The 18,197-nt window shown below is 35.2% G+C and carries 15 protein-coding genes and 1 tRNA gene; 7 read left to right on the top strand and 9 right to left on the bottom strand.

Annotated elements, in window-relative coordinates; all coding sequences use genetic code 11:
• Window positions 1–112 precede the first annotated feature (112 nt).
• Together L2586_RS11285 and L2586_RS11280 are read left to right on the top strand one after the other, a co-directional pair.
• Window positions 113–535: a VOC family protein gene (locus tag L2586_RS11285; protein WP_235293002.1), complete on the top strand. Its 423-nt coding sequence runs from the start codon at window positions 113–115 to the stop codon at window positions 533–535.
• 11 nt (window positions 536–546) lie between these two features.
• A complete protein-coding gene (locus L2586_RS11280) occupies window positions 547–1,503 on the top strand; it encodes a carbon-nitrogen hydrolase family protein (protein ID WP_235293001.1) in 957 nt (318 codons plus the stop codon).
• On the opposite strand, the gene L2586_RS11275 is transcribed toward L2586_RS11280, so the two are convergent.
• Both L2586_RS11275 and L2586_RS11270 read right to left on the bottom strand, forming a co-directional pair.
• Window positions 1,500–2,102 carry a hypothetical protein gene (locus tag L2586_RS11275; protein ID WP_235293000.1) on the bottom strand — a complete coding sequence of 201 codons (603 nt, stop codon included), beginning with the start codon at window positions 2,100–2,102 and terminating at the stop codon, window positions 1,500–1,502. The genes L2586_RS11280 and L2586_RS11275 overlap by 4 nt on opposite strands.
• Window positions 2,103–2,251: 149 nt before the next feature.
• Window positions 2,252–3,184, bottom strand: coding sequence for a hydrogen peroxide-inducible genes activator (locus tag L2586_RS11270; RefSeq protein WP_235292999.1), 933 nt, complete (start codon window positions 3,182–3,184; stop codon window positions 2,252–2,254).
• A 101-nt stretch (window positions 3,185–3,285) separates the two neighbouring features.
• Here L2586_RS11270 and L2586_RS11265 point away from each other — a divergent pair, with 101 nt between their 5' ends.
• Window positions 3,286–4,779: a catalase gene (locus L2586_RS11265; RefSeq protein ID WP_235292998.1), complete on the top strand. Its 1,494-nt coding sequence runs from the start codon at window positions 3,286–3,288 to the stop codon at window positions 4,777–4,779.
• 110 nt (window positions 4,780–4,889) lie between these two features.
• Here L2586_RS11265 and L2586_RS11260 read toward each other — a convergent pair whose 3' ends face one another.
• Window positions 4,890–5,450: a type 1 glutamine amidotransferase domain-containing protein gene (locus L2586_RS11260; RefSeq protein WP_235292997.1), complete on the bottom strand. Its 561-nt coding sequence runs from the start codon at window positions 5,448–5,450 to the stop codon at window positions 4,890–4,892.
• A gap of 174 nt (window positions 5,451–5,624) precedes the next feature.
• Between L2586_RS11260 and L2586_RS11255 the strand changes: the two genes are divergently transcribed.
• Complete coding sequence (locus L2586_RS11255; protein ID WP_235292996.1) at window positions 5,625–6,083, top strand: hypothetical protein; 459 nt, start codon at window positions 5,625–5,627, stop codon at window positions 6,081–6,083.
• A gap of 1 nt (window position 6,084) precedes the next feature.
• Here the strand turns inward: L2586_RS11255 and L2586_RS11250 are convergent, their stop codons facing one another.
• Entirely contained in the window at window positions 6,085–6,516 is a 432-nt protein-coding gene (locus L2586_RS11250) for a hypothetical protein (RefSeq protein ID WP_235292995.1), read from the bottom strand.
• 131 nt (window positions 6,517–6,647) lie between these two features.
• On the opposite strand from L2586_RS11250, the gene L2586_RS11245 reads away from it, so the two are divergent.
• Both L2586_RS11245 and L2586_RS11240 read left to right on the top strand, forming a co-directional pair.
• Window positions 6,648–8,255, top strand: coding sequence for an ABC-F family ATP-binding cassette domain-containing protein (locus L2586_RS11245; protein ID WP_235292994.1), 1,608 nt, complete (start codon window positions 6,648–6,650; stop codon window positions 8,253–8,255).
• Between the two features lie 123 nt (window positions 8,256–8,378).
• Window positions 8,379–8,452: transfer RNA gene (locus L2586_RS11240), tRNA-Arg, on the top strand.
• A gap of 529 nt (window positions 8,453–8,981) precedes the next feature.
• Here L2586_RS11240 and L2586_RS11235 read toward each other — a convergent pair.
• The 5 genes from L2586_RS11235 to gyrA all read right to left on the bottom strand — a co-directional run bounded on the left by L2586_RS11235 (window position 8,982) and on the right by gyrA (window position 17,216).
• Window positions 8,982–11,315: a M14 family zinc carboxypeptidase gene (locus L2586_RS11235; RefSeq protein WP_235292993.1), complete on the bottom strand. Its 2,334-nt coding sequence runs from the start codon at window positions 11,313–11,315 to the stop codon at window positions 8,982–8,984.
• 229 nt (window positions 11,316–11,544) lie between these two features.
• Window positions 11,545–12,576, bottom strand: coding sequence for an Omp28-related outer membrane protein (locus L2586_RS11230; protein ID WP_235292992.1), 1,032 nt, complete (start codon window positions 12,574–12,576; stop codon window positions 11,545–11,547).
• A 29-nt stretch (window positions 12,577–12,605) separates the two neighbouring features.
• Window positions 12,606–13,220: an HAD family hydrolase gene (locus tag L2586_RS11225; protein WP_235292991.1), complete on the bottom strand. Its 615-nt coding sequence runs from the start codon at window positions 13,218–13,220 to the stop codon at window positions 12,606–12,608.
• Window positions 13,221–13,329: 109 nt separating this feature from the next.
• Window positions 13,330–14,631: a tetratricopeptide repeat protein gene (locus tag L2586_RS11220; protein ID WP_235292990.1), complete on the bottom strand. Its 1,302-nt coding sequence runs from the start codon at window positions 14,629–14,631 to the stop codon at window positions 13,330–13,332.
• A 116-nt stretch (window positions 14,632–14,747) separates the two neighbouring features.
• Entirely contained in the window at window positions 14,748–17,216 is a 2,469-nt protein-coding gene (gyrA, locus tag L2586_RS11215) for a DNA gyrase subunit A (protein ID WP_235292989.1), read from the bottom strand.
• A 252-nt stretch (window positions 17,217–17,468) separates the two neighbouring features.
• Here gyrA and porT point away from each other — a divergent pair, with 252 nt between their 5' ends.
• The gene (gene porT, locus L2586_RS11210; protein WP_235292988.1) at window positions 17,469–18,170 is read left to right on the top strand and encodes a type IX secretion/gliding motility protein PorT/SprT; all 702 of its coding nucleotides are present in this window, start codon (window positions 17,469–17,471) and stop codon (window positions 18,168–18,170) included.
• The last annotated feature ends 27 nt before the right edge of the window (window positions 18,171–18,197 follow it).

Raw genomic sequence — 18,197 nt, 5'->3', positions numbered from 1 at the left:
ATTAAATTATAACAAAAAACATTCATAGTTTCACGAAATGTGGAGTTGTGAATGTTTTTTTTTGATTGCTATGAAAATTGATCTTATCAATTGTAAATCCTAACTTAGTATAATGGAAAATATTCAACCTTTTCATTTAGCAATTCCAGTTCAGAACTTGGAGCGTGCAAGAGCATTTTATAGAGATATTCTAGGTTGTCCTGAAGGAAGAAGCGCTTCCCATTGGGTTGACTTTAATTTTTTTGGACATCAACTCGTTATTCATGTTAAAGAAGATATGCAAAGAGCATCTACTTCTAATCCAGTAGATGGTCATGATGTTCCAATTCCACACTTTGGAGTTGTACTAAAGTGGGAAGATTGGGAGAATCTTTCAGCACAGCTAAAAGCTAGTGATATTCCTTTCGTAATCGAGCCATACATTAGATTCACTGGATTACCAGGAGAACAAGCAACTATGTTCTTCATGGATACAGAAGGCAATTCCCTTGAATTCAAGGCTTTCAAAGATATCGGGCAATTATTTGCTAAGTAAAATTAATAGAAATGACTGATGCGCATATACTAAGAGTTGCACTTGCTCAGATTGCTCCAGTCTGGCTGAATAAGGTAGAGACCATTTCCAAAATTGAGACGTGGATCAAAAAAGCTGCAAAAGAAGAGGCCGAATTGGTTGTATTTGGAGAATCTTTGCTTCCAGGTTATCCATATTGGATTTCATTAACCAATGGCTCAGCCTTCAACTCAAAGATCCAGAAAGAAATCAATGCTCACTATATAAGAAATGCAGTGGAAATAGAGTCTGGTGACTTAAACAACATCTGCGAATTAGCAAAGCAGCATAAGATTGCGATCTACATCGGAGTCATCGAAAAAGCACTGAACCGCGGGAATCATAGCATTTATTGTACACTAGTATATATCAATCAACTAGGTGAAATAAGATCAGTACATCGAAAACTCCAGCCTACTTTTGAAGAAAGACTGACTTGGGCACCTGGAGATGGACATGGGCTTCGGACACATTCATTAAAAGCTTTTACGGTCGGCGGACTTAACTGCTGGGAAAACTGGATGCCTTTATCCAGAACAGCACTTTATGCTATGGGTGAAGACCTGCACATTGCAGTATGGCCAGGCGCTAAGAGGAATACAGAAAACATTACAAGATTTATTGCTGAAGAATCTAGATCTTATTCCATCGGTGTTTCTGGTTTAATGAGAAAGTCGGACTTCCCTTCCAATACACCTCACTTAGATATCATCTTAGAAAATGCTCCCGAAATCTTATCAGATGGTGGTTCATGTATCGCTGGACCAGATGGAAAATGGATTGTAGAGCCTGTTATAAATAAGGAATACTTGATAGTTCGTGACTTAAACTTCAATAGTGTTCTCGAAGAAAGACAGAATTTCGATGTCGCGGGTCATTACAGCCGACCAGATGTTACAAAACTTTTTGTTAATAGAGAACGTCAATCCTTAATCGAGATAAAAGACTAACCCATATTCATTTCATTCTTATTCAGCTCATCTTGAAGCTTTCTCATAAGAACTTGCTCTTTCTCTAAAGTTTTCTTTCTAAATGCATCGAACTCTTCTTTCGTCTTGCTTAGATTTTCTTTTGCTTTAGCAGTAACAACATGACTTCTCTTAAATCTATAAATGAAAAACAATAATGCACCTAATAACCCTAGAATCAGACTCCACATCAAAGTGTTATACGTAACTTTATTCAGCAATAGTCCGAAAAGTGAAAAACTATTTTTCTCTTTATTTACCTGAGTCAAATCAGCATTTAATGTCATCATCTGCGACTTCATGGAATCTACGCTTATTTGCTGTTCATAGATGGTATTATTCAGCTTTGTGATTTCTTCATTATTAGAAGCCAAAGAATCTGAAATATTTTGAAAAAATTTACTGATAAAATCTTTTCTAACAACCTTATATTGCTGATAGTTATTCGATTTTGAAATCAAATAATCAAATTGGCTCTCAATGGTGCCACCATCTAGAGATCCTTCATTTTCACTAGCTTGTTGCGCTGTTCCTAAGGAAAAGGCAAATATCATCATTAATAAAGTAAGGATATTTTTCATTGGATTTATTCTATTTCTTTATTTATACATGCATAAATTGTTCCATTCTTCCTCTCGAACGAATTTAAAATTGAAATCTATATATATTTAATGTCATAATCACAATTACTTATCCAGATTATTCATCATATGTCACGACGAACAAATTTTTAAAAAGGTGAAACGATCTTTAGTTCTTCATTTAGATTTGATATAACTTTTTCCACTGCAAGCAGAATGGCCTCCTTTAGCTGAACCAGCAAATCATTCTTTGCAAAATGTTTATGTACAATGAGACCAATGGACCTAGCTGGTACAGGATTAGAAAAAGCTTTTAGATATTGCTTCTCTTCTTCTTTCAGATCTTTCGTTGCTAACTGTGGCAGAAAAGTTAATCCGTTGTTATTATTCACGAATTTCATCAATGTTTCTAGGGAACCTGACTTGTAATGCAAGTTTCCATTGATCATTTTTCGAGGAGGAAGATCGCATATTTTCTTAACCTGATTTCTTAAGCAATGTCCTTCTTCTAATATCCATAATCTATCTAGGTCAATTTCAGAGATATGAAGTAAATCGTTATTCTTATTCAGCCGATCATATAAATAGAATGATTCATCATATAGATGGTGTTCCTTCAAGTCCGGATGATTAAGTGGAGTGGATACAATTCCTATATCAATTTCTCTGGACAATATTTTCTCGACAATCTGCGCTGTGGAAATTTCAGAGATTTCAAATTGATATTCGTTAAATTTCTGGATGAAAGCACTCAAGAAAAGTGGAAAAAGATAAGGAGCGACGGTCGGGATAGCACCAATCTTCAGATTCACATCAAGTTGACCTTTGATCCTTTTCACAACATCAGAAAGATTATCTAATTCATTCGAAATAATCTCAAGTTGCTTAATGACTTGAGCGCCTTCTAAAGTGATCGTTACTGGTTTAGTTTTCCGATCAAAAATCTTCAATCCTATTTCATCTTCAAACCTAGCAATCATGGTACTAAGTGTAGACTGAGTGATAAAACACTGGTCTGCAGCTTGCCCAAAATTCTTGGAATCTTTAACGGCTAAGATGTATTCAATTTGCTGGATGTTCATTGACAGTATCAATTATGCTATTCACAATATAGTTTTTATCAATCAAATGTAGTGACTAAATTAGCAGCAGGATTAAAATTTAACAACAAAAAAATACGAATATGAAAAAGAAATCGATAACGACGAATTCAGGGTGTCCTGTTAATCACTATGAAGATTCACAGTCTGTCGGGCCTAGAGGACCGTTATTATTGCAAGACTTTTTTTTACATGAAAAGTTAGCTCAGTTTAATAGAGAGCGAATTCCAGAAAGAGTAGTTCATGCGAAAGGATCCGGAGCATTTGGAAAATTTGTTGTCACTCATGACATCACCCAATATACAAGAGCTAAACTTTTTTCAAAGGTAGGAAATGAGTGCAAGATGTTACTGAGATTTAGCACAGTCGGAGGAGAAAAAGGATCTGCAGATACAGAAAGAGACCCTAGAGGTTTTGCTCTAAAATTTTACACAGAAGATGGAAATTGGGATTGTGTGGGAAATAACACGCCTGTCTTTTTCATCAAAGACCCGAAGAAATTTCCCGATTTCATTCATACGCAAAAACGGCATCCAAAAACGAATTGTAAAAGCCCAACAATGATGTGGGATTACTGGTCTTTAAATCCGGAATCTCTTCACCAAGTTATGATCCTTATGTCAGATCGCGGTACGCCTTATGGACACCGATTCATGAATGGCTATGGTAGTCATACTTTTTCATTAGTGAATGCGAATAATGAGCGCGTATGGGTTAAGTTCCATTTCAAGTCTGACCAAGGAATAAAGAATTTCAATGATGCAAAGGCAGAAGAGATGAAAGGTAAAGATCCTGATTTTGCACAACGAGATTTAGTAGAAGCGATCGAACGAGGAGAATACCCAAGATGGAATATGAAGATTCAGGTCATGAATGATGAACAAGCTAAAGCATTCCCGTGGAATCCATTTGACTTGACTAAAGTATGGCCACACAGTGATTTCCCACTCATCGATGTTGGATACTTTGAATTAAATGAAATACCAGAAAACTACTTTCAAGATATAGAGCAGTCGGCATTCGCACCAGCTAATTTGATAGATGGAATTGGATTTTCCCCAGATAAAATGCTTCAGGGCAGAATCCTTGCCTATCCAGATGCGCACAGATATAGAATAGGTGCGAATTATGAACAACTACCTGTAAATAGATGTCCTTTCGCTGTGAAAAATTATCACAGAGATGGAGCGATGAGAATGGATGGAAATGGTGGAGGAAATCCTAACTATTATCCTAATAGTTTCGATGATCTGCATGAAGATGAGGCTTATAAGGGCCAGCCATATGAATTAGAAAGCAATATCGCAGGATATTTCGATCGAAATGAAAATGATAACGATCATTATTCTCAGCCGAAAGCTTTGTATGAAAAAGTGATGAGTGACAGAGATAGAGAAAACTTAGTGAGTAATATCGTAGGGGCGATGAGTGGAATTAGTGGACCTAAAAAAGATGAGATCATCCTGAGACAATTATGCCACTGGTTCAGATGCAGTGAAAAATTGGGAATGGGAATAGCTAGAGGATTAGGGGTAGATATGAATAAATTAATGGAATTCATGCCAAGCCATTCATAAATTGCAAACACTTTACACCCTTTATAAATACCCCTGATACCAAATTTGATATCAGGGGTTAATTTTGAATTCTATCTATTCAAGTAACTAATCAATTAAGATAGAATGTTTTATGCAGTCTGAAGTTGATGTTTCCCCTCTTTTATTTCCTCTACTAATTTCTTATTAAAGGCAGGTAAATCATCAGGATTTCTACTTGTTACTAACCCGTGATCGGTTACAACTTCACTGTCTCTCCACTTAGCTCCCGCGTTAATCATATCTGTTTTTATGGAATTAAAAGAGGTAATCTCTCTGCCTTCCAAAACTCCCGCTTCGGCTAATAACCATGGAGCATGACATATAGCTCCTACTGGTTTGTGGCTTTTGAAAAATGATTTAACAAAATTAATTGCATCATCATTTCTTCTTAACTTATCGGGATTAATAACTCCACCGGGCAACATCAGACCATCATAGTCTTTTTCATTTGCCTCATTAATGGTTTTGGTAACTGAAAATTCGGATCCCCAATTACCATCTTTCCAAGATTTAATTTTACCGGATTTATCGGAAATAACGTCCACTTTGGCACCTGCATTTTCTAATGCTTCTTTAGGCGAAGTAAATTCTGACTCTTCAAATCCATCCGTTGCTAATATTGCAATTCTCTTCTTACTTAAACTTTCCATTTATTGGTATAATTTTATTTGGTGAAAAAATACGTAATACTTAAAAACTTAATCTCTCATATTACATTTATCATATCAACAAACAAGACTATTTGTTCGATGTAGATCAAAAAAATCTATCTTTGTTCTCTTTAAATTTTATACAAAATTACCGTGTCAGCGCGTACCTATTCTATGAAACAAAAAATAAAATTACTCTGGATTACTTTTGTTGTAGGAACATTAATCCCACTGCTTATAATTATTCCTCTTAGTTTCATAGGTTGGTTTGAAAACAGTTCGGGAACGATTGCTTTTGTGGCACTAATTTGCATAATTCCACTTGTGCTTTATTACTACTTTAGCAACCAAATTATAGAGAAAGGCTTAAAAGAAGATAACACCAATAACACTATATTAAGTATCACTTTCTATGTCAATTTTTTAATCTACATGATTGCAACATTGATCGCTTTCAACCTAATTATCATAGGTGGTTTTCTCGTCGGAGGAGATGTCCCAATGGGAATGGAACTGGTTCCTTCACAGATTCCCTATCTGATCGGAGGTGGAACTTACCTTCTAATCATAAGTATTTTAGGAATGATATATCTTTCTCAATCTAAGAAACTAATACGCAGCAAAAAGTTTTAATTTATTTCAACCATCCTTTTTGATCGCAACGTCGAGCATACCAATATAAGAGTGCTGAGACAATAGGCAATGATACTAACATGATATATTGGGGCATTGCATAAAAGGCTCTTCCAGCATTATAGAATAGATTATAACTGGACTGTATAAGAACCGCAATAAAGCCAATCAAGAATAATGGAACCGCGAGTTTTCTTCGTACTAGTAAAAAAATACATGCTAATGCAGACGCAAATACAGCAACTGCAAAAACCAATATGTACCAAAGTGGTAAAGCATCGATTATAGCTAACTGATCGGCAGGAATACTAGCTCTATAAGAATCTGAGTTCATTGCTTGTGTAAAAAAGGCCATAACGCCCATAAGATTCCAAAGAAGTGCGACAGCACCTATGATCCAAAATACGATGTTGGGTCTTGTTGGATTATTCATAATTATAAGTTTCGTTTTTTCTAGAATTTAAATTAAGAAAAAAACCAGACATTTTATAGCGCTGTTTAACACAGACATAACAAAAGAATAACAAGAAATGCTTACCTTTGCAGGCTCTAAAATAAAAGTTAATGATTTCAGCAAATAATATTTCCCTTCAGTACGGCAAAAGAATTCTATTCGATGAGGTTAACATCACCTTTACACCAGGTAATTGCTATGGTGTTATTGGAGCAAATGGAGCAGGAAAGTCTACCTTTTTGAAAATTCTTTCGGGAGAAATTGACGCTAATACCGGTAATATCGGAATTGAACCAGGAAAACGGATGGCTGTACTTTCTCAAGATCACAATTCTTTCGACAATCATACCGTGCTTGATACGGTTATGAAAGGACACAAAGCATTGTGGGATTTAATGAAGGAAAAAGATGCCATCTATATGAAACCTGATTTCAGTGATGCAGATGGTATCAAAGCTGGAGAATTAGAGGAAAAATTTGCTGAAATGAATGGATGGAATGCCGAACCAGAAGCAGCAAGTCTGCTATCAGGAATAGGAATTCATGAAGATCTCCATTATAAGTCAATGTCAGAGCTTTCCGGAGCTGCTAAAGTTAGGGTTTTACTAGCTCAAGCACTTTTCGGTGATCCGGATATCCTTATTCTAGATGAGCCTACGAATGATTTGGACATCAAAACCGTAACTTGGTTAGAAGATTTTTTACTGGATTTCAAAAATACAGTCATCGTTGTTTCTCACGATAGACACTTTCTTGATACCGTTTGTACGCATACCGTGGATATTGACTTTTCTAGGATCAATTTATATACTGGTAATTATACATTCTGGTATGAATCGAGTCAACTTGCTCTAAGACAGAAACTTAATCAAAACAAAAAGTCAGAAACCAAGCGGGCTGAATTACAAGCATTTATTGACAGGTTTAGTGCGAATGCATCTAAGTCAAGGCAAGCAACTGCAAAGAAAAAGCTCTTGGCAAAAATAAATGTGGATGAGATCAAGCCAAGTTCTAGAAAATATCCTGGAATCATCTGGGAACCTAAAAGAGAAGTTGGTGATCAAATCTTAGAGGTTAAAAACTTAAGTAAATCTATTAATGGAGAATTGATGTTTTCAGAAATCAATTTCACCATGAATTCCAAGGATAAGATTGCTTTACTTGGAAAAAACAGTGTTGTTCTAGATGCCTTTTATGATGTCCTAGCAGGCAGATTAGAACCTGATACAGGTGAAATCAATTGGGGACAAACAATAACGATGGATGATCTTCCGAATGATCACGAACACATGTTCCACAGTGAGGTCAGCTTAATCGATTGGTTAAGAGAATTTTCTAAAGATAAAGATGAAGCATTTATTAGAGGATTCTTAGGTAAAATGCTGTTTTCTGGACAAGAAAGTTTGAAAATGGCAAACGTACTTTCTGGAGGAGAAAAAGTGAGATGTATGTTATCTAAATTAATGCTTTCAGGTGCCAATTTTATGATGCTGAACGAACCTACGAATCACTTGGATCTAGAGACGATTACGGCATTAAATAATTCTCTAATTAATTTCAAAGGAAATTTAATCTTTACATCTCGAGATCATACTTTCACACAATCCATTGCGAATAGAATAATAGATCTAAATGATAATGGCATTGGATGTTATGATAGTTTGAAAACATTCGATGAATACCTTGCGATGAAGGAAGAATTAGCTTCTAAAGCATAGTAACAAAAAATAGTATTTAGGTTATTGCGTTTTAATATCCAATTAATTCAAAATAACTGAAATAAATTTTACTTTTGCAACAAGTAAAATAGAAAGTAGTTTTTGGACTATTTTCAATTTAATGGCTGCGTAGTTCAACTGGATAGAATATCAGATTTCGGCTCTGAGGGTTGAGGGTTCGAATCCTTCCGCGGTCACAGAGAATAGAAGCTTTTCGGCATTGTCGAGAAGCTTTTTTTTATGTGAAGAAGAAAAGGAGTTTACTTCTTTTCGAATGAGCTTTAAAAAAAAGATTCACCTACGAAGTAAGAAAGCTTCTATTTTGACCTTTGACTAGGTGAGGATCATTGTAAAATAATTCTTCTGAAAATTACACTCTCAAGTTTGATACTAAAGGATAAATTGTAATTCTAATAGATGTCTAAGATTATCAATGATAGCCAAGAGAGCTGGATTATAAATTTACAATGTCGGTACTACGAACCTTAGCCATATCATACAGATCCATATAACAGCCAACTTCGGCTCTACAAGCCTGTCGGTAATAAATATTAATACGAGCACTTACAGAAAATAAATGGACTGGTAAGCCTGCAGTGAAACGGAAGGACAGCTAAGCCATTTATTGTATTAAGATTCCACGTTCTATTTCTAGCTCACTACAAGAAAACATCCATAATAAACTGATTAAGTCCGAAAACCATCCCACAAGTCTAACCGAAAAACCTACGGCAACTTAACCATTTTTACGGTCTGAACTTTTTCGCCCTCCTCAGCAAACTCAATATAATAAACTCCAGTAACAAGACTTCTTATATCTATCGTAAAGTCAAGCCCACCATTTGCAGGTTTTGACCTTTCTAACATTAGTCTTCCCAACTGATCATAAATTCTGACATCAACATCAACTTCTGAAGCTCCTTGGATATTTATTCTTTGCTTTGCGGGATTGGGAAAAATCGAAAACCGATTATCTAATCCTAATGAATGAGTAGATGAACTCTGTTGCTTTTCAACAATTTCAACTTTTATATTATCAATATATATTCCGTCTTGCTCCTCCACTGCATCTGAAATCAATCGAAATTGGATCCATATTTTTTCTCCTAGATAATCTGCTAAGTCTATCTCTTCCTTCACCCATGTTGGTTGATACCCTTCATAAACTGGCTGGTTTAAATCTTGGAACTCATTTCCGCGAGTGGTATACTTACCACAAATCGGGTTAAAATTTTCACCATTAGTTGAAATCAAAACTTGTGCATAATCAAAATCTTCTTCTATTTCCCATGTCGCATAGAATGTAAGCAATGCTTTTTCAGCATCTACTAAGTCTATTTCATCTGTAAGTGTAATCATAGATTCCGAAAATGGTAAATAATCTGCCTTAGGACTATCCGTTAAGCTTCCAGGATTCGAAACAAATTTACTACTACTTACTCCCCACTTTTTAGTCCCCCAATCCTGAAGATCTTCTCCATTTTCACTGTAAATGACTTCAAAGTCTTCGTTAATTATTCTTATTAAGACTGTATCAACGATGGTATAATACTTATAGTGAGACTCAACTAAAACAGGGACCTCTTCTTTTACAATATAATCTTGTATCACTTCGTATGGGAATAATACCGTATCTCGCTCCAGATGGTTCAGACCCAATTCTACAGAATCAGCCACAAAAACTAACGCTTTATCTAGACTTTTAACTTTTACTTTAAGTAGGTTTTCATCTTTACTCAGCTTTACGATATCAAGGTCTAATGATTGATTAGTATCAGGTAAAACATTGACCTTAACATAATCATGTAACAACTGAGCCGCCACTAAATTTTGCTTAAATACAGATTTATTCAGTCTATCAATTTCTGTTCTTGGAGGCCAAAATCCGAAATCAATGTGACCAACTTCCGGAGTAAATGCAAAAATTCCCAATTCACCGTACATCCAATCATCACTACTACCATTCACACCGTAACCTACCGTTTCTACACTCGTTCCCGCATCAAAATTATTTTCAGCAGTCAATCCATCACCATATCCCTTAAAGGTCAAATCATCAGATGAAGCATTCCCATCAAAACCCCACGGATAGATCAAGTAATTCCCGAATGCGTGATAATTCATAACGATTTTGAAATCATGTTCTAAACTAAAATCTCTAACCGCTTGTGTTTCCGCTTCTGAAAACCCGGATGTCCCTCTAAAAGTATTACTGTTCGGGTTAGAAGATGAACCAGACTCATCATGACCCCATTTATAATCATAATTTCTGTTGATATCTACTCCTTTCGCTCCCCCATCTGCTGGTTTTCTATTTTTTCTCCATAGACCGCCACCATTCGAATCTGTCATTTCATTATGTACATAACCATCTGGATTAATACATGGGATGAAATACATTTCTGTGTGATCTACTAAACCCTTAATCAAGGCATCATTTTCATAATTTTCTAACAAATACCACATGTAGAATAACATCTGTGCAAGACTCTGAGGCTCCCGTGCATGATGAAGTGCAGTATAGAGAATCTCTGGTTCATCTTCATCTACATTTGGTTTATCACCTATTTTTAACCAAAATATTGGTCTTCCTTCATATGTTGTCTTGCTCCCAATCATCTTTTTCTTGGAAATTAGATTCGGGAAAGCAGCATGCATAGAATCTAAGGTGGAAAGGAGTTCATCATACGTATGATATCCACCCATACTTCCATAAGTATAATTATCAGGTGTCCTATAATTATAAGCCTTTACATTACAGGTATACTTTTCAGAACGCGTTTGGACAGCATTCTGATTAACATAATGTTGCTTTACATCTGAAACTATTATTTTATATGGAATTCCATGCTCTTCTAATAATGTTAATTCATCATCAGAATAGTCATTAATTAAATATCTATTTTTCTGAAGTACGCCATGATCCACCTCTAAACCTAGTGTGGCTATTGCTTCCAGAGGAGTTTCTTGTAGATTAATCTTTACTCTAGCGTAATTAGTTTGGGCTGAAATGCTATAAATCGTACAGAGGACGAAAAATAACATATTAAATATTTTCATAAAGTAAGTATTCGATGCGAATTTAATAATTCCATCCTACTTTATAAGTTTTAGAAGAAATTTCTTGGGATAAATATTTCTTTCTATCGTGGGTAAAGCCTACTCTTTTACCACATTCAGTAACTCCAGATCCCTAACGCAATGCTCTTTATCTAGGATGATAAGCGCATAGATTTTCTAGTAACTGCCTCATAAAGCATGTTAATACTTCAAATTTTAAAACTAAGTACTATTCGATATAGACTTTTTTAGAAATCAATAGATTTTCATCTCCTATCACAGAAACAACAACAAAATTGCCCTTGACATTAGCTACTGGAATGGAGACATTATTTTGATCAAGCATTGGTTTGAATACCTTTGAAATAATCTTTTGACCATTCATCTGATAAACCTCTACCCTGCCTGACTTCATCGAACTAAGTAATGAAAAGCTTAATTCAAGATCATTACCTACAGTGATCGCCTTAAAATCATCCTCTTTTATTAAAGATGTATAAGTACTCGCTGACAAACCGACGGATACATCGTGCAAGTTTTCAACTTGATAATTACCGCCATCAACTTTCCAAACAATAGCTAAAACTCTCAAGTGTCTATCTTCTATCGGACCTCCATCTACCTCTAAAGTTAGAGATCTGTTAACCATTTCACCTACATCTGCACTACCACTTACGATAGAACCTCCAAAACTTAGTCCACTAAATGTTGATCTTAGCACTCCATTATGAACCGCACTGCTTCCACGACCAGCTTGATTATTAACAAGGCTATCTTCTACTAGATATATACCAAGATTGTAATTCCCAGCAACTGCCGATAGGAACTCAAGATCCACATCTGCTGTAATTTCATTCCCATTCACTTCTGTTTTAATATCAAAAGATACCTTTGCATCGTTTTTTGAATTAGCTTCAATTTCCGCTCTAAATTCTTGCAATTTGCTTGACCAAGTAGAACTCCCTACATCCTGCTTTTCTTCATTAATAAAAAACTCTGGTTGATATGCAGCATTCCAGTTATTTGTAATATCGATTGCTACTTGAGTTTCTAGATCGCCGCTATAATGAGCTTTCAGTAGAAATACATCTTCATTATTGAAAGCCTCGATTCCTTTCGCCATGTCCCAGCCCCAGCCTCCGCAAAGTGGACACCAAGTTGCAGTCCTTTTTGTTATTAACGTTCTCTGCCTATTGCTTGTACCTTGAGCAAAAATCTGAAATGAAATAGCTAGAAAAAATAAAATTAAAATACTTCTCATCATTTTTATATTTATAAAAGACTGCAAGATTAAAGTTGAACTCCCAAGTCTTTTAATGATTTGTCTAATTGTTCTGCATTAATAAAATGTATACTTTGAATACCTACTTGATTCGCTGCGATCACGTTTTTTAATGAGTCATCTATAAAAACAGCACTTTCAGCATCTATATCATACCTATCTAAAATCAAATGGTAAATATCGTGATCTGGTTTTATAAGCTTTTCTTTTCCACTCACTAATATACCTTCGAATAATTTAAGAAATTCAAAATTCTCCCAAGCATAAGGAAAAGTCTCATGAGACCAATTTGTCAGCGCATACAATCTGATGTCTCTTAGCCTGCTTAACTTTCTCAAAATTTCGACTGACTCTGGGATATCCCCGCTAACCATATCACTCCATCTGGTATAGTACAATTGTATTTCCTTAGCGTATTTAGGAAATTCCTTTGTTTTCAGGTCAATGGCTTCTTGAAATGGTCGCCCTCTATCTTGCTCTCCATTCCACTCACCGTTACACACTTCACTTAAGAAAAAATCTACTTCTTCACTTGAGTCAAACACCTCATCAAAGACATATCTAGGATTCCAATCTATCAGAACGCCTCCCAAATCAAAAATTATGGTATTTATTTTTCTCATGATTAATAGGTATAAAAAAAGCTTGCCTAAAGTTAGGCAAGCTTTTTATATTTTTAATTCTTATTCGTATTGTAATTAAAAATTAATTCTCAACAACCCTAAAGAATAACTATTGTCCACCAGTGTTAAGTGCTTCTAATCTAGCTTTGTATTCATTAGATTTTTCAACATCACCTTTTCTAGCATAAATCTCTTTTATCGCAAGTAATGTATTCATATCTTCAGGATTAATAGCTTCAGCTTTTTTGAAATACGGGAATGCAGTATCAAATAGATTATCCATTTTCGCTTTCAAAGCATCGTATTTTTTATTTCCTTCAGCTGAAAAATCATTCGCTAATTCATTAAGAGGATCAGTGAAAGTTGCTGCTTTATTATAATATAATGCACCTAAGCTATAAAGTGCATCAAAATTACTTTCATCTAGATTAAGCGCTTTCTCAAACCATTCTTGTGATTTATCAAAGTACATTTGTGCTTTTCCTTCTGCTGCAGTACTATCTTTTAAAGATTGAGAAGCAAGATTATCATAAACTGCTCCTAGCGTAGTATATACCGAAATATTCTCAGGATCTTTTTTTACAGCATCTTCTAACTTTACGATTAATTCTTCTAGTAAACCTTCAGCAACCATGTAATTAATCTCAGCATATAATAAAGCTGTGTCATCCGGATATTTTGCTCTACCTTCTTCTAAGATAGCTCTCGCAGCATCCATGTCGGTTTCTTTTTTAATATTATAAAGACCTTCATAGATAAATGGATCTGCATCTCCCATTTCTTTAGCCTTCAAAAAGAAAGGCTCAACTTCCTCATATTCTTTAGCATAAAAACCACTAATAGCAGTATAAAAGTATTGTTCTTTTTTATTCGCCTCATCTATAAAAGTAGACTCTTCTCCTTGTGCCACAAGGATTTCATCTAAAGCAATCGAACTTCTAAAGTTTTTAAATGCAGCGTTATAATCTTTGTCTTGGAAAGCTGTAATTGCTTCATTTGAAATATGCCCTGCCGTTAATTTCAGTTGATTAAGAGCTTCTTTAATTTCAAATTTTTTCTCAGACACTTCGAGTGCTTTTTTCAAAGCAGTGTAGGCCTCTTGCGCATAACCTACATTCTTAACCACATATTCAGGGTTAAGTAACTTCTGGTTCATTTCATTGGATACCAGCTCATTGTATATTTTACCTTTTACAATCCAAGCTTTCCCCATTGCTTCTACTTCTGGATCTTCTAATGCAGATCCAATCAAGTCTTTCGCCTCTTCTAACTTATCCATATTCGCACTTGGATCTAAGTTGTAAGTCCCTAAAAGTCTATTTGCTTTCTTATAAGCCTTTTTCCCATCTTGGGCAATAATTGAAGACCCTACAAACAGGACTCCAACAAATAATAATAAGAATTTTTTCATACTAGTCATTTTCTAAAATTTTCAGATTCATAAATTTATAACGATCTATCCTTAAGACGAAATATTAGAACAATATATCTTTAAATAATGTTAAAATCACCCTATTAAAGTGTTAATTATTCTTCTTCGTCGTCGTCATCTGAAGGTGGAATGATGGCCACATCAGATATTGAATCATTTTTTATTAATTTAATTACTCGAACGCCTTGAGTCGCTCTACCCATTACTCTAAGTCCAGAACCTTTAATTCTTATAACAATTCCAGACTTATTAGAAATCATAATATCGTTTTCATCAGTCACCATCTTTATAGCAACTACTTCACCCGTTTTATCAGTGACTTTCATGGTTTTCACACCTTTCCCGCCTCTGTTAGTCATTCTGTAATCTTCAAGCGCCGTTCTTTTTCCATATCCATTCTCAGATATAACAAATACACTTTCTTCTGTGTTCGTTGGATCTCCTATAATCATCCCCACAATAAAGTCTTTATCACTATCTAATTTCATACCTCTTACCCCAGCAGCTGACCTTCCCATAGATCTTACTTTGCTTTCTGGGAATCGTATAGCTCGACCGTTTCTGTTCGCAAGCACGATTTCATTCTTACCATTTGAAAGCTTAGCTTCTAGTAGTGTATCACCTTCATTAATAGTAATGGCGTTAATACCATTCACACGAGGACGAGAGAATGCTTCTACTAAGGTCTTCTTAATGTTACCTTTTTTAGTTGCAAAAACAATGTAGTTTTCGTTAATAAAGGTTTCATCCGTTAGATCTTCTATTTTAATATATGCTTTCACTTTATCTTCCTTCGGAATAGCAATGATGTTCTGGATAACTCTACCCAATGATCCTTTGCCTGCTTCTGGAATTTGATAAACTCTTACCCAATGACATCGACCTTGCTCTGTGAAAAACAATAGGTAATTATGGTTCGTAGCAACGAACATGTGCTCTATAAAATCTTCACCACGCGTCTTACTGCCTCTAGCTCCTACTCCACCTCTTCCTTGTATTTTGTATTCAGAAGTTTTTGTTCTTTTCACATATCCAAGATGAGAAATCGTAATAACAACTTCTTCATTTGGAATCATATCTTCAATACTTATCTCTCCTTCTGCAAATGAAATCTCACTTCTTCTTTCATCGCCGAACTTCTCTTTCACATGCTCTAACTCTTCTTTAGCGATTTCTTTCTGAAGCTCTTCACTTTCTAGAATTGACTTTAAGTACTCAATTCGCTTCATCAACTCATCGTACTCTTCCTTGATTTTGTCCATTTCCAGACTAACCAATTTCTGAAGTCTCATTTCAAGAATCGCCTTTGTCTGAATTTCAGTTAAATCCAATTCTTTCATTAATGATTCTCTCGCTTCATCTACCGTCTTAGATGCTCTAATTAATTTTATAACCAAGTCGATATTATCGATGGCTTTAATTAAACCTTCTAGTATATGTGCACGCTCTTCTGCCTTATTTAATTCAAATTTCGTTCTTCTTACAATGACCTCAATTCTGAACTTAATAAACTCAACGATCAAATCCTTAAGATTTAATATTTGAGGTCGTCCATTTACAAGTGCAACATTATTTACTCCATACGATGACTGTAATGGAGAAAACTTGTACAACTGACTAAGAATAACAGAAGCCATCGCATCTCTACGAACCTCAACAACAATCCTAAGACCATTTCTATCAGATTCATCTCTAAGGTCTGTAATTCCTTCTATTTTCCCATCATTCACTAACTCAGCCATCTTAATCATCAGATTAGCCTTGTTAACTTGGTAAGGAATCTCATTGATAATGATAACTTCTTTGCCGTTAGCTCTAGTTTCGATCTCTGCTTTTCCACGAAGTACAACTCTTCCTCGACCTGTCTCGAAAGCTTCTTTCACACCGCCCATACCGTAGATGATTCCACCTGTTGGAAAATCGGGTGCCTTAATGTGCTCCATTAATCCGTCAATCGTAATTTCTGGATCATTTATAGTTGCAATGATACCGTCTACCACTTCTGTTAAGTTATGTGGCATCATATTCGTCGCCATACCTACAGCAATACCAGAAGCACCATTAACTAATAAGTTAGGAAGCGTCGTAGGAAGTACAGTTGGTTCTTCTAATGTATCATCAAAATTTAATCTAAAATCAACTGTATCCTTTTTCAGATCCGAAAGTATCTCGTCACTAATCTTCTCTAGTCTTGCTTCCGTATACCTCATTGCCGCAGGACTATCTCCATCCATGGAACCAAAGTTCCCTTGTCCATCTACTAGCGGATATCTCAGCGACCAGTCCTGTGCCATACGCACCATCGTGTCATATACTGATGAATCACCGTGTGGGTGGTACTTTCCTAATACCTCTCCGACTATCCTCGCAGACTTCTTGTGTGATTTATTATTGGTCAATCCTAATTCTGACATTCCAAAAAGCACTCTCCTGTGTACTGGTTTTAAACCATCCCTTACATCTGGTAGTGCTCTGGACACGATAACCGACATTGAATAATCAATATATGCGGATTTCATTTCGTCCGTTATATTGATATCAATAATTCTTTGATTTTCAGCCATTTATAAATAATTAATTTTATATTTTATAAGCTCGCAAATATAAGTAAATCATGGGATTCTACATATAATTTTAACCATTAAAACTTATTTTTATTTTGAAGGTTAAAAAAGTAGATTAAATGAAGTAATTTTTAGCAAAATAAGGGTCTTTCATAATAGTATTGTCAATTATTGAGTGAAGCACCTTTTATTCTTAAAATAAATACAATAGTGGGCAAGTTCTATTCGTTCGTCTTTCAGATGGAGAAAAAAATGAAATTTTGTGGAGTATTTCTAATACTCTTTTTAGCCGCATTTTCTTTGAATGGTCAATATATAAGTAAGAACAATTACAATTATTTAGACTTTCAAAAAAAGCCATACTACTTTGGTATTACTATGGCCACGAATTTTTCTGGTTATCGTTTAGGCCATTCTAAAAAGTTTATTCTTAATGATAGTATCTCTATAGCAGAGTCTAATTTGACTCCTGGTGTCAGCGTTCATATGATTACCAATGTCAAAGTTGGGGAATATTTCGACTTTCGATTTACTCCAGGATTTTCATTTTCTGAAAGAAATTTGCTCTACAATGAATCCATCGGTAATGCTGGAGACCGAAAACGATTTGAATCCGTATTCTTTGAAGCTCCATTTGCTGTCAGGTACAAGTCCCTACCCTATAAGGACAAAAGAATGTTCGTTGTGGCTGGACTGAAATACTCCTTCGATGTTGCGAGTAACTCTAACTCTAGACAAGCGGACCAGCTAGTTAAAATTTCACCACATGACTTTCAAGTAGAAGGTGGATTCGGAATGCAATTTTTCTTCGAGTACTTTATTTTTTCTCCTGAATTAAAAGTTTCTCAAGGCATAGGAAATACGCTTATCTACAATGACAATCTAGTAGAGTCTCGTGTATTGGAAAAATTACTTTCTAGAGTCTTCACACTTTCCTTCCACTTCGAGGGGTAAGCACTTTTTTAAAAAACATTTAACTTT

The organism is Portibacter lacus (assembly GCF_021533215.1).
In the GTDB taxonomy this organism is placed as follows: domain Bacteria; phylum Bacteroidota; class Bacteroidia; order Chitinophagales; family Saprospiraceae; genus Portibacter; species Portibacter lacus.
The sequence above is the reverse complement of the archived record's forward strand: the minus strand, read 5'-3'. Positions and strand labels throughout refer to the sequence as shown.

What these genes read in the sequence shown, in the direction of transcription:
- L2586_RS11285 (WP_235293002.1), top strand. Translation starts at nt 113, where the DNA reads ATGGAAAATATTCAACCTTTTCATTTAGCAATTCCAGTTCAGAACTTG.
- L2586_RS11280 (WP_235293001.1), top strand. Translation starts at nt 547, where the DNA reads ATGACTGATGCGCATATACTAAGAGTTGCACTTGCTCAGATTGCTCCA.
- L2586_RS11275 (WP_235293000.1), bottom strand. Translation starts at nt 2,102, where the DNA reads ATGAAAAATATCCTTACTTTATTAATGATGATATTTGCCTTTTCCTTA.
- L2586_RS11270 (WP_235292999.1), bottom strand. Translation starts at nt 3,184, where the DNA reads ATGAACATCCAGCAAATTGAATACATCTTAGCCGTTAAAGATTCCAAG.
- L2586_RS11265 (WP_235292998.1), top strand. Translation starts at nt 3,286, where the DNA reads ATGAAAAAGAAATCGATAACGACGAATTCAGGGTGTCCTGTTAATCAC.
- L2586_RS11260 (WP_235292997.1), bottom strand. Translation starts at nt 5,450, where the DNA reads ATGGAAAGTTTAAGTAAGAAGAGAATTGCAATATTAGCAACGGATGGA.
- L2586_RS11255 (WP_235292996.1), top strand. Translation starts at nt 5,625, where the DNA reads ATGAAACAAAAAATAAAATTACTCTGGATTACTTTTGTTGTAGGAACA.
- L2586_RS11250 (WP_235292995.1), bottom strand. Translation starts at nt 6,516, where the DNA reads ATGAATAATCCAACAAGACCCAACATCGTATTTTGGATCATAGGTGCT.
- L2586_RS11245 (WP_235292994.1), top strand. Translation starts at nt 6,648, where the DNA reads ATGATTTCAGCAAATAATATTTCCCTTCAGTACGGCAAAAGAATTCTA.
- L2586_RS11235 (WP_235292993.1), bottom strand. Translation starts at nt 11,315, where the DNA reads ATGAAAATATTTAATATGTTATTTTTCGTCCTCTGTACGATTTATAGC.
- L2586_RS11230 (WP_235292992.1), bottom strand. Translation starts at nt 12,576, where the DNA reads ATGAGAAGTATTTTAATTTTATTTTTTCTAGCTATTTCATTTCAGATT.
- L2586_RS11225 (WP_235292991.1), bottom strand. Translation starts at nt 13,220, where the DNA reads ATGAGAAAAATAAATACCATAATTTTTGATTTGGGAGGCGTTCTGATA.
- L2586_RS11220 (WP_235292990.1), bottom strand. Translation starts at nt 14,631, where the DNA reads ATGAAAAAATTCTTATTATTATTTGTTGGAGTCCTGTTTGTAGGGTCT.
- gyrA (WP_235292989.1), bottom strand. Translation starts at nt 17,216, where the DNA reads ATGGCTGAAAATCAAAGAATTATTGATATCAATATAACGGACGAAATG.
- porT (WP_235292988.1), top strand. Translation starts at nt 17,469, where the DNA reads ATGAAATTTTGTGGAGTATTTCTAATACTCTTTTTAGCCGCATTTTCT.